Below are 11,197 nucleotides of genomic sequence, written 5' to 3' on the forward strand. Positions count from 1 at the left end.
GTCTGATCCTTGCCATTGTCCACGCCACGAAGCATGTGAACGATGCCATCCTCATCACGCGCCACTCGGGCATAATGCCCAGTCGCTACATAGTCTGCTCCCAAGGTCATGGCATAGTCCAGAAAGGCCTTGAACTTTATTTCCTTGTTGCACATAACGTCTGGATTTGGCGTGCGCCCTGCACGGTATTCCGCTAGGAAATACTCAAAAACGCGGTCCCAGTACTCTTTTTCAAAATTGACAGAGTAGTAGGGAATGCCAATCTGGTCTGCCACCGCAGCTACATCCTTGTAATCTTCGGTCGCCGTACAAACGCCATTTTCATCTGTGTCATCCCAGTTCTTCATGAAGATACCGATCACATCGTAGCCCTGCTCCTTGAGTAAAAGAGCCGTCACCGACGAATCAACACCACCACTCATCCCCACGACAACACGTGTTTTAGAGTTATCACTCATGGTAAGTCTCCCATCTATTCGTTTATTTATACCCCTCAAAATTCTATTTACTATGACTTTCAATAGAATTTATTTGAGTATAGTCTTTTCGTTTGCTTTTAGTAGTAAAATGGTCTGGGAGACCATTTTAGCCTATCATCTTAAAATGAAAATATGATAGGTAACGAGTCGCAAGCATAACTTGAGTTCGCTCAATCAGTCTGGGAGACTGATTGAGGTTATAAATCAGACAAGCTCAGCTTGCATCTCATTTCGAGTTAACGACGTAATAAAAGATAAACGAAATGACTAGTTCACGATTGAAGGTCGTGTGTGCTTAACGATTGAAGGTCGCTTGAGCAGTATTCATTATAACATGCTTGGTTGGAGAAGACAAGAAAGAGGCTGATAATCTGCCAACCTCTTATTCTGAACCTATCACTCTAGCACTTTCTAGCTTCATTCGCTCTCTTAGCGACTGCAATCTGGTATCTCACTTGGTCAAATCCTGTACCTCCCAAGGAATTTCGTCTTTGAACAGCAGTTTTAGGTTGCAAGTAGACATAAATATCCTCGGCAATGAGGGAATGATAGGTTTGTAATTCCTCCAAAGTCCAATCTTGAATATTTTTAGCAGACTTGATAGAGTCTAACACTAATCTTCCCACAACCTCATGAGCTTCTCTAAATGGCAAACCTTTCCCTGCCAAATAATCTGCCAACTCAGTCGCATTTGAAAAGTCCTTCTCTGTAGACTCTTGCATTTTTTCCTTGTTTACCTGCAAGCTAGATAACATACCGGCCAACACATCAAGGGAATTTAAAATCGTTTCGACCGTATCAAACATCCCTTCCTTATCCTCTTGCAGATCCTTATTATAAGCTAAAGGCAAGGACTTCATGACTGTCAATAGTCCAAACAGATTCCCATAAACTCTACCAGTCTTTCCTCGAATCAACTCAGCCATATCTGGATTTTTCTTTTGGGGCATAATAGAGGAACCTGTTGTAAACGTATCTGATAAGGTAATGAATTGGTACTCAAAGCTACACCAATTGATCATTTCTTCGCAAAAACGGCTCATGTGCATCATGAGTATGCTGGCATTTGATAGAAATTCTAAGATAAAATCGCGGTCACTAACAGCATCCAAAGAATTTGTATAAGGTTGCTTAAACTCTAACAAATCGCTAGACAATTGGCGATCAATGGGGAAAGTCGTCCCTGCCAAAGCTGCCGCACCTAGAGGGCATAGATCTGTATGCTTCTGGTTAAATTCAAAACGTTCACTGTCTCTCTGAAACATATTGTAGTAAGCCATCAGGTGGTGGGCAAAACTAATAGGCTGGGCATGTTGCAGATGGGTATAGCCCGGCATGATCGTCTCCACATGATTTTCTGCCAAGTCTAATAAAACACCCTTGAGATGGGCCAGTTTATCTAGGACATGGCCTAGTTGCTCCTTGAGATACAAGTGCATATCTGTCGCAACTTGGTCATTTCGAGAACGAGCTGTATGTAGCTTCCCTGCAAGGGGACCAATTTTTTCTGTCAGCAACACTTCCATATTCATATGAATATCTTCGTTTGCGATATCAAAGTCAAGTTGGCCTGCCTCTAGCTCTTCTAAGAGCTCTTTCAAGCCTGCTTGAATCTTTTCTGACTCATTCAAACTCAAAATGCCCGTCTGACCCAACATCTGAACGTGGGCTAAGGAACCAATCACATCAAATTTAGCTAATTTCTGGTCAAAAGATATACTCGCACCAAAGCGCTCTACCCAGTCTTCGACAGTACCTTCAAAGCGACCACCCCATAATTTTGTATTCTTAGCCATATCACATCCACCTCTCTAGTCAATCGCCCTATTTGGCGCTTTTTTGAACCTCAGAATGAACCTTGGTTGGAAGTCCCCATAACTTAATAAAGCCAACAGCTGCATCTTGGTCAAAGGTATCTGCACTGGTATACGTCGCCAAATTTTCATCGTAAAGAGAATTTGGTGACTTCCGAGCCACGACCTGAGCGCTCCCCTTATAGAGTTTGACTTTTGCAGTCCCATTGACAACTTTTTGAGTCTCTTTAATATAAGCAATCAAGGCTTGCGTAGCCGGACTAAACCACAAAGCATTATAAATGAGATTTGATAATTCATTTTCTATGATTGGTTTAAAATGAGCCACTTCTCTCACAAGCGTCAAGTCCTCAATTTCCTTATGAGCTGTCAGCAAGGTCACTGCCCCTGGGCATTCATAGATTTCTCTTGATTTAATCCCAACCAAACGATTTTCCACGTGATCAATCCGTCCAACCCCATGTTTCCCAGCTATTTCATTGAGTTTTTGAATCAAATCTGCCAATTTTAGCTCTTCTCCATTGAGGGAAACTGGAACACCTTCACTAAACTCAATCTCAATGTATTCTGGCGTATCTGGAGCCGCCTCTGGAGAAGTTGTGATACCAAAGGCTTCTTCTGGAGCCTGATTCCATGGATTTTCCAAAATACCACACTCATTGGCACGTCCCCAAAGATTTTGGTCGACAGAGTAGGGATTGTCAAGGTCAGCAGGAACAGGTACCCCATTTTCCTTGGCATAATGAATTTCTTCCTCCCGAGACCATTTCCATTCACGAACTGGCGCAACCACTTTTAAATTGGGATCCAAGGCTGCAATCGATACTTCAAAGCGCACTTGGTCATTCCCCTTACCTGTACAACCATGAGCAATTGTAGTCGCTCCTGTCTGATGCGCGATTTCAACCAATTTTTTAGAAATAAGAGGGCGGCTCAAGGCAGATACCAAGGGGTACTTTTGTTCATAATAGGCATGTGACTGAAGAGCCACTAGCACATAATCTGTAGCAAATTCGTCCTTAACATCAATAACATAAGATTCGACTGCCCCAACCTTGAGAGCCTTATCATGGATGAAATCTAAGTCTTTCCCTTCACCCACATCCATACAAACTGCAACAACATCATAGTCTTTCTTTAACCAGGTAATAGCAACTGATGTGTCTAAACCGCCAGAATAGGCCAAAATTACTTTTTCTTTACTCATGTTCTTTTCCTTCTTTCTATTTTTCAATGGACGCTTTAAATGCATCCTCAATGAGTTTGTCTAATTCCCCAGACTCCTTCAACTTTTGAATGGTTTTATCTACTGCCTCTTTCAATTCCTTGCTATCTTTTTTCATGGCGACCGCATAGGAATCATCTTGCTCTTTTTCAAAATTGAGGTCTGCGATTGCTAAATCAGGATTATTTTCCACAAATCCCTTGGCAACTGGTTCTTCAAAAATAACGGCATCCACTTGTCCTGATTTTAAATCTGTAATTAAATTCCCATTTTTAGGCAGAGATACGAGGGATGAATTTTGTAGCAAATCTTTCGCCATCGTCTCTTGAATCGAACCTTTCTGTGCTCCGACCTTTTTCTGCGCCAAGTCGTTGACAGACTGATAAGTTGCTAAATCAGATTTTTTGACAATGAGCTTATTTTTTGAAGTATAGTAGGGAGTTGAAAAATCGAACACCTTGCTCCGTTCATCTGTCTTAGAAACACCAGATATGGCAAGATCGGCTTTTCCTGATTGAACACTAGCCAGTACATTGTCAAAACTCATGGGAGATAGTTCCAATTCGACACCTAGTTCTGTTGCGATAGACTTGGCTAATTCGATATCTGAACCCACAATCTGATTTTTCCCATCAACCACTTTTTGGTATTCAAATGGAGCAAAATCTGGATTGAGGGCTACAACCAATTTTCCTTTGGACTTGATGGCTTCAATTCCAGCCGATTGATTGTTACTACAAGCAAATAGTAGGGGGAGCATCACTAAACCAAACATCGTCATCAACACCTTCTTCATCTTATTCATAACAAAGCCTCCTTTATGTTTATTCTTTTTGGTTGTATAAATAATACTCCTATCCTCATCGTTTGTCAAGCCTAAATTGAAAAAATTTTCAATTTGAAACAAAAAAACCTAGAAATACTACATAAAAATGTTATTCCTAGGCGTATTTATGCTATTTCTCTCTGGAAAACATGAGTATTCAGCCAGTCAAAAGAAGCCGAACGAACTCATTTCCCCTCGCCCAATTCAATGACACGATGACATTGTTGGGCTACATAAGCATCGTGGGTCACAATAATGACTGTTTTCCCCTCGCGATTCATCTCTAAGAGAAACTTCAAGACCAAATCTCTATTTTCAGGATCCAGAGAACCTGTTGGTTCATCGGCTAAAATCAGCTGGCTGGGTTTTAAGATGGCTCTAGCAACTGCAATTCGTTGTTGTTCGCCACCAGACAACTCGGAGACCTTTTGATGCAACGTAGCTGACAAACCTACTCTCTCTAAAATCTCTTCCACCTTTTTGAGCTTGTCTTTCTTAGACAATTTCACATATTTCATCGCCAACATGAGATTGTACTCGACCGTTTCATCATCAATCAGGGCAAAATTTTGAAACAGATAAGAGATATGTTCACGGATTATTGTTTGTGATTTAGCAGAATTGACCGCTAGAGTTGTCTGACCAAAAATCTCATACCGTCCGCTATAATCACCATCTATTAAACCTAATAAATTTAACAAGGTCGACTTACCACTACCACTCTTACCAACAATGGCTACCAAATCCCCCTGATCAATCCTAAGAGACAAGTGATCCAAAATCACTTTTCCCCCAATGGTTTTGGTAATATTTTCCAACTCAATCATAAGATGCCCCCTTTCAATAATTCTACTAGACTTCTTTTCTCCATCCTAGAAGCCAAGGCTAGCACAAATAGTATATCCAAACATGTAAAACCTGCAAACAGTAGAAGTGGCAAGAGCGCATGGGCAAAGAAAATCAAGACTAGAAGAGGGAGACTATAGCCCAGCAAGAGCAGAACTAAGAGAGGACGGTAGCGATCGACCAGTTTCCACCCCATAAACTTCTTGGTAATGATATCCCTGCGCTTCAACAAGAAAGTAGTAACGAGTAAAAAGTAGGAGACAATCATACTGAGAAGAGCAAATAAGGCAAACAGAACGTTAAAATTACGAACAGAATCCCGATAGGTATCAACCATCCCCTCTTGAATTGCTTGAATCGATGAAAATTTTAAATAATTCCCATCTGATAATTTCTCAACTAACTCCGTAATCACTTTTTGATTTTGTTCTGTATTTTCAACTTTCATCGGATTGTTTAAACCTGTCGTTGACAAGCGAGTCTTTTCTTCCCACATCATGTCTTGATCATTTACCAGACTAATGATTGGATTGTGGAGATTTTCCTTTCGCTCATTGTTATAAGGGAAGAAAGACCAATCTCCTTCATAGTAGGCAATTTCTACATCCATATCTTCTATTGTTTGCTTTTGCTGATCTTCATACCTCATAGAAAGATAGGCGATGGATTTTCCCAAGAACTGATTCTTGCCTTCTTGTCCTTTATCACTAGCTGGCAACAAGATCACCTTTTTAGTGCCGATATCAGGTAGCTTAAAGCCCTGACTTTCTAAAAATTGACGGTTTGCATAGTAAACATCTACCTTATCAGGCAGTTGGTAGTGCTGCACTTGTTCTGATTTGATGACTGGTTTGATAGGAAGACTCGCACTTCGCACATAATTTACTTGTATTTTTGCTAGCAAGTCTTGATAAAATTGGTAGAAATAATCTGTAGATTTCCCTGACCCTGCTAGCTCTTCTTGCCACAGGTTATCATTGAGTTTGAAGGTTTCTAAGGTCAGGTAATTGCCTTGGCTTACCCACTGTTGCTGATAAGCAAGTTCTTTGTTTTCTTGTTCTAGACTTTTGCCTACCCCAATCAGTAAAACCGTCAGTAAAATAGTTGTCCCTATTTTCATCACATAATTGAAGATGAGACCAAGTTTGACAGATGAAAAACCTTTCAACATGGAACTGACTGTCATTTTCTGAATCATCAGGTAGGTCAGCCAACTGATGAACAAATACAACTGTAAAAGCAGAAATTGGGATAAGAGTAAACTTGGAAACAAAAGTTTTGGCCTGTAGTCCAGCACTAAAAATAGTCCCAAGTCAATGACAAGACTTCCACCCAAGAGAAGATAAAAATTAGTCTTTACAAAACCAGCTAAAATCGCCCTGCTTTGAAAACCAAGTAACTTTTGAACCCCCACTCGTTTCATCTCCATCATCGGCTGATAAACTGTCATTAAAATCACAAGCAAGATTGCCAAGATAAAGATAATGATAGATAGTAACAAAGCTTGATTTAGCACTCCAACCTGACTTCGGTAAGTGGGTTCTAATAAAATCGTCTTATCTATCTGGAAAAAATCACTCCACTTTTGTAGAATGGTATCGCGATCTATCTCTTTGCTGGAGGTAATCATGTAACGCCCATTTACAGTATGGGATTTATCCTCAATATAAGATTGGAAGGTCTGGAGTCGAATGAGTTTCACCTTTAAAAAGGTGGGAATGGTTCCTAGATTATTGGGAAGATCCTGGTTGCTGTAGACCCCCTTCTCATTCTTTGAAAAATCAAGAGAAGTCAGACCGAACTCCTGATAGGGGAAGGTTTCCTTATTAAAAACACCAGCCTTGACGGCTTCATCGCCATTATCTACTTTGATAATAGAGACCTTGTCTTGATTTGCAACCTCTTCAAAAAATTGGAGAATCGTTTCTGTCGGTTTAGTGACATCTTTCAAGTACAAGTCAAATGAATAGGTTGTCTTGCCCATCTCCTGAATCCGCACTATTTCACGTGTAACATTTACATTCAGGACAAAAAACGTAGTACACAGCAAAAGCAGGAGCATACAAAGATGACTGATTTTTTTCATAGAGATACCTCCCGTGAAGAGACGAAACTGGGAAAAACTAACTTTCCAATAAAGCCACACAGTGATTCTCTCAGCTTAATTGTGTTCAAGGCTGAAAACACTGTGTGGTTTTTGAATGTTTAGAGGTTAGTTTTTTGAGCAATCGTCTATCAAAATGTCCGTTTATCTGTCAATAATCCGAGAAAATCTTGTCGTTTCAAGTCGGAGAAGTGTTTGGTAGAAAGACTTCCTTTTTGAAGTCCATCATCTCTAACCTGCAAATAATAGCTATGTTGGCTTGTTTTAATTGTCAAAAAATCGCCAAATATAAAAACTCTTTTCCAGTTACGAATCTCAAATTCTTTCATCTCTGATTTTGGAATGCGGATAAGTCCTTGCCGCAAATCACGATGATGCTCACTTGTGAAAGTCATCCCATCCCCAAGATTTCTTATCAGTAGTTCATCTGGAGTTACCATCACCAACGCTATTTTAGTTAAGAAAATTTCAACTGTTGGTGGTAAAATCGCCAAATTAAACCAGGGATGTAGGTAACGATAAGCTAAGAAATAGTGAGGCTCCTCACCCAATCCTAGTTGTTTATATAATGTCTTAACCTCACTGTCTAATCTCGCTTCAAAAGACATATCCGAATGCTCTTCTTCCTTCCTCTGATTAAAATAACGCATCCAGACTAGAAAACCTATAAAGACTATAATAAATATTCCTGATAAGAGATATTTTACATTGTAGTTCATCACTTAACCTCCTGATTAACTTTTCCGCCTAAAACAGAGGCCTATCTATTTTGAAAATAGTTCCATAACAACTTTAAATAAAACTGGTGACATTGTATCAAGCTAGAATTCTTTCTTTTCTAGCTGCATCATAATTCTTTGCTGAATACAAAGTTAAGGGTATTGTATTTGTTAACGCTTACACAATCCCTATTTTACCTATATTATAAATCAACATATATAACCTGTCAAGTAATTAAAGAAAAATATTAAATATTTTCAAGTAGTTTCAGTCTTGAATACAATCAAGTTGAAAGGAATACCGTGTGGTTTTTGAATTTTTGAAGTTTCATAGGTCAGTTTGTTGGATAATGTTATAAGAAAATTCATGCTCATCAATAGAAGGCTTAATTCCCCTACAATTATCTGTTTACCTCTGTTATACATTCTAATTTTCTTTAGTCAGCGCAACATCTTTTTATTTTTTGCTAGATTTTGAGACGGTAAATAATACTAAATGAAACTAAAATGAATACTCCTTGCTTTTCTTGAGAGTGAAAAAATACAATAAAATGATTGTAGTGATTACCACAAGATACTGACTAATAGACATCGTATTTGAAGCCACAAATACAGGTAAGGAATAAAAAGGAAGAAGTTCAATTGCTTTGATAAACAAATCATTACTAGTATTCATCATAATCGTATTTAATATATTAGGGATAAAGAGTAGTAAAGCTACTAAAATACCAAATACCAAGCCACTTTTCAATTTGTATAAATAGAAAATGTAAGATAATAGAAAATAAAATAGGACTAACAAAATTGTATTGACTACAATGGCTACTATAAAATCTAATCCTAAATCACCTGGAACACCCAATTTACTTACGATGACTAGTAGCACAATGCCATTCAAAGCATAAATAATGGAAACTGAGATGGCATATAGAAAATTAGACAAGACGTAAATCATCCGATTCTTCTGTTGATTATAAAACAAACTTATCGTATTGTGGGAAAAATCTCTACTAATGACTCGATTAGCATGTATAACAGCCATTAACATACCGAGCATAGCATAAAAGTTTGAAATATGCTTAATACCAAGCGATGTCCCTTGAGTCTTTAGAATAAAGAATGTAACCAATATCGGCGGTATAAACGAGATAATCAAACCGAGATATATTACGCCTGATGAATATAAATCTCTTATATTTTCCTTAAGAAAATTCAATTTATTTAATTTCATGATTATAACCTTCCTTTATTTTGAACGATTTAGATAAATATCTTTAAGCGTCTCTTTTTTAGTTTCAAAATCAACTACTTTAATAGAGTTTTCGTTAAAAAATTTAAAAAGCTCACTACTTTGAATATTCCCAGACATAGTAATTCTCAGTCCCTCTTCCTGAACAATATCCCCAAATTCTTGTTTGGTAATGAAAATGTCTCTATCTGTAGCTGATGAAAAAGCTATCTCAAACAAGCAATTATGACTATCTTTTCCTACTTTTTGAAATGTCAACAGCCCGTTCTCCAAGAAAAGAACCCTTTCACAAATTTCTTCAATATCTTCTAATTTATGACTCGATATTAAAATTCCCACATTTTCATGTAAAGCTAAATTGTTTAGAACCGCTAAAACTATTTGTGATGATTCAATATCTAAACCATTAGTCGGTTCATCTAAAATCAATATATCAGGTTCCGTAACAAGAGTTAGAAGCAAAGCTAATTTTTGTTTTGTACCCAAAGAATAGGTCTTTACTTTTTTATTAATAGACTGACTCAAATCTAACTCTTGGATCAAACTTCCAAATCTTTCTTGATTGTAGTCAACACCATATAAATTTGACAAATATTTTAAATTCTCAAAACCTGTTTTAGATAAAAATAATTTTGGTTCTTCGATTAAATACCCAACATTATCACTACTTATAATATTCCCTGAAGTCGGTTGATTATTCTGAACAAGAATTTTCATCAACGTACTCTTACCAACTCCATTTCTCCCTACTAGACCAACAATTTCACCCTTGTTAAGTGCAAAATTTATATCTTTGAGAATGATTGAATGACCATAATGCTTACTTACATTTATAACTTCCATTTTTTATTCCTCCATTAATATCTTTTAGAATTAAATAACTTGTCCTGATATAATATAGTATACCTCTTCTTTACTCTATTTTAAAATTAGTTAACTTTTTTCACACATTATTTTAGCTTTCTTTTTTACTTTTTATATTACTATGATACAATATTTTTAATAGGATTTTATTATTTGTTAACTTTTTTCACAAAAAGGAGAAAGCCCATGCGTTATGATTTCGGAAAAGTCTATAAAGAAATACGTGAGTCAAAAGGATTGACCCAAGAAGAGGTCTGTGGGGAGGTTCTCTCAAGAACCAGCTTATCAAAAATTGAAAGTGGTAAAGTAACTCCCAAATATGAAAATATGGAGTTTCTTCTCCGGCAAATCAATATGAGTTTTGAAGAGTTTGACTATATCTGCCACCTCTATCAACCGAGCCAACGAACAGAAATCATGCAAACCTATCTCAATATGAGCTCAACCCTAGGGACTAGTGAACTCGAAAAACTATTTCAAAAATGCCAAGACTATCTCAAAACCCGCCACGACCTACCTATAGAAGAAATCAGGGATATGCTTGAAGTTGTCATTCATATCCGTCAACATGGTACAGAGCAACTGTCAGACCAAGTGAAACAGATTGTCAAAAAACTTTGGGAAAAAATTGAAAAACAAGATACATGGTATGAAAATGACCTAAAAATCCTCAATACCATCCTTTTCAGCTTTCCTATTGAACACCTCCATCTCATCACTGGAAAAATCTTGCAACGCTTGGAAGTCTATAAAAACTACCAACATTTATATGACTTACGAATGGCAATCCTACTCAATCTGTCCACCATTTACTTATACCATCAAGACAAAAACATGTGTCAACAAATCTGCTATACTTTACTAGAGGACGCTAAGAACAAGAAAAGCTACGATAGGCTTGCTATCTGCTATGTCCGTATCGGGATTTGTAGGGATGAGGCTAGACTTATCCAAAAAGGTTTCTCACTTCTAGAGCTGACCGAGGAAACTTCTATGCTGTCTCATCTCAAAAAAGAGGCTCTATAATATTTGTAGTGGGTAACCCCCTATGGATATTATGGAGCCTTTTTT

Annotated in this window: 8 protein-coding genes and 2 pseudogenes; 1 reads left to right on the plus strand and 9 read right to left on the minus strand. The window is 37.6% G+C overall.

All coding sequences use genetic code 11. The annotated features are described in order from the left end of the window. From QZ359_RS00390 to QZ359_RS00430, 9 genes and pseudogenes are all read right to left on the minus strand, one after another. A pseudogene (locus QZ359_RS00390) lies at positions 1 to 458 on the minus strand (tRNA 2-thiouridine(34) synthase MnmA); the annotation flags it as partial. A 422-nt stretch (positions 459 to 880) separates the two neighbouring features. After that, entirely contained in the window at positions 881 to 2,275 is a 1,395-nt protein-coding gene (argH, locus tag QZ359_RS00395; RefSeq protein ID WP_293949678.1) for an argininosuccinate lyase, read from the minus strand. 28 nt (positions 2,276 to 2,303) lie between these two features. Beyond that, entirely contained in the window at positions 2,304 to 3,500 is a 1,197-nt protein-coding gene (locus QZ359_RS00400) for an argininosuccinate synthase (RefSeq protein WP_101776634.1), read from the minus strand. A 16-nt stretch (positions 3,501 to 3,516) separates the two neighbouring features. After that, positions 3,517 to 4,323, minus strand: coding sequence for an ABC transporter substrate-binding protein (locus tag QZ359_RS00405; protein ID WP_101776622.1), 807 nt, complete (start codon positions 4,321 to 4,323; stop codon positions 3,517 to 3,519). Between the two features lie 206 nt (positions 4,324 to 4,529). Next, positions 4,530 to 5,171, minus strand: coding sequence for an ABC transporter ATP-binding protein (locus QZ359_RS00410; RefSeq protein ID WP_101776623.1), 642 nt, complete (start codon positions 5,169 to 5,171; stop codon positions 4,530 to 4,532). Further along, a complete protein-coding gene (locus tag QZ359_RS00415) occupies positions 5,168 to 7,276 on the minus strand; it encodes an amino acid ABC transporter permease (protein ID WP_101776624.1) in 2,109 nt (702 codons plus the stop codon). Before QZ359_RS00415 ends, QZ359_RS00410 begins: the two co-directional genes overlap by 4 nt. 149 nt (positions 7,277 to 7,425) lie before the next feature. Further along, the gene (locus QZ359_RS00420) at positions 7,426 to 8,013 is read right to left on the minus strand and encodes a hypothetical protein (protein ID WP_101776625.1); all 588 of its coding nucleotides are present in this window, start codon (positions 8,011 to 8,013) and stop codon (positions 7,426 to 7,428) included. A gap of 502 nt (positions 8,014 to 8,515) precedes the next feature. Next, the gene (locus QZ359_RS00425; RefSeq protein ID WP_265491950.1) at positions 8,516 to 9,244 is read right to left on the minus strand and encodes a hypothetical protein; all 729 of its coding nucleotides are present in this window, start codon (positions 9,242 to 9,244) and stop codon (positions 8,516 to 8,518) included. Positions 9,245 to 9,259: 15 nt separating this feature from the next. Further along, positions 9,260 to 10,112, minus strand: a pseudogene (locus QZ359_RS00430) (ABC transporter ATP-binding protein). 200 nt (positions 10,113 to 10,312) lie between these two features. Between QZ359_RS00430 and QZ359_RS00435 the strand changes: the two are divergent. Beyond that, entirely contained in the window at positions 10,313 to 11,152 is an 840-nt protein-coding gene (locus QZ359_RS00435) for a helix-turn-helix transcriptional regulator (protein WP_293949689.1), read from the plus strand. The last annotated feature ends 45 nt before the right edge of the window (positions 11,153 to 11,197 follow it).

Source organism: Streptococcus sp., assembly GCF_019414905.1.
GTDB lineage: Bacteria > Bacillota > Bacilli > Lactobacillales > Streptococcaceae > Streptococcus.